Source organism: Pseudomonas sp. SWRI68 (assembly GCF_014269165.1).
Lineage (GTDB): Bacteria > Pseudomonadota > Gammaproteobacteria > Pseudomonadales > Pseudomonadaceae > Aquipseudomonas > Aquipseudomonas capeferrum.
Map to the genome: position 1 here is coordinate 1 of NZ_JABWRU010000056.1, position 976 is coordinate 976.

At 61.2% G+C, this 976-nt stretch carries 1 protein-coding gene and 1 pseudogene; both read left to right on the top strand.

Annotated features, from left to right (window positions below; genetic code table 11):
• Positions 1-502, top strand: a 502-nt coding sequence (locus tag HU770_RS26750; protein ID WP_186666581.1) for a flagellar type III secretion system pore protein FliP, incomplete at its 5' end; no start/stop codon positions are given.
• Positions 503-509: 7 nt separating this feature from the next.
• Positions 510-976: pseudogene (locus HU770_RS26755) on the top strand (RNA polymerase subunit sigma); the annotation flags it as partial.

A 976-nucleotide genomic window follows, 5' to 3' on the forward strand; every position in this document is an offset into this window, starting at 1 on the left:
CGGCTTGCAACAAACGCCGCCGAACATCGTGCTGATCGTGCTGGCTCTGTTCCTTACCCTGTTCATCATGGCGCCGACGCTGGAGAGCACCTACCAGGCCGGGGTCAAGCCATTTCTCGAGCAGCAGGCCAGCCTGGAGCAGGCCGCCGTGAAGGGCTGGGTTCCGGTACGCGACTTCATGGTGCGCCAGACCCACGAGTCCGACCTGCGCCTGATCCACGAACTGGCCAAGGCACCTCTGCCGGCCACTGTGGATGAACTGACCCCGGTGCACCTGGTGCCGGCGTTCATGCTTAGCGAGCTGAAGATTGCCTTCCAGATCGGCTTCATGATCTTCCTGCCGTTCCTGATCATCGACCTGATCGTCTCCTCGATCCTGATGTCGCTCGGCATGATCATGGTGCCGCCGATCACGCTTTCGCTGCCGCTGAAGATCATGCTGTTTCTGCTGATCGATGGCTGGGGCCTGATAACCCAGACGCTCGTGCGCAGCGTGGTATGAGCTGTCCATGGACAACCCGCAAGTGCTCAGTGACGAGGAACGCCTGCTCTGGCAGCAATGGCTGTGCCTGCGTGAGGCAGACACTCGCACACGCCTGTTCTTCTTCCATAGCCCCTGGTCGAGCACCGTCGCCGGGTACTACTACAACCGCTATCCGCACCCGTTGGCTCAGTGGCACGACTACCTCAGCCTCACCTCTCAAGGGCTGCTGCAGGCCATCGACGGCTTCGACCCACTGCGCCAGGTACGCTTTCGCACCTACGCCGAGCCCTTCCTAAAGGGCGCAGTACTCAAGGGGCTGTCTGCCTATATCAAGGATCAGCGCCCAATCGCCCGCGAACGCCTGGAAGGCATTGGCAGCGAGCAGCGGTTCGGCGCCACCGACAGCGATTTCGAGCTGGTGGTCAACAACGCCGTCGACCTTGCTTTCGGCTACTTCCTTGAACTGGGGGTGATCGATGAAGAACCGCCAGA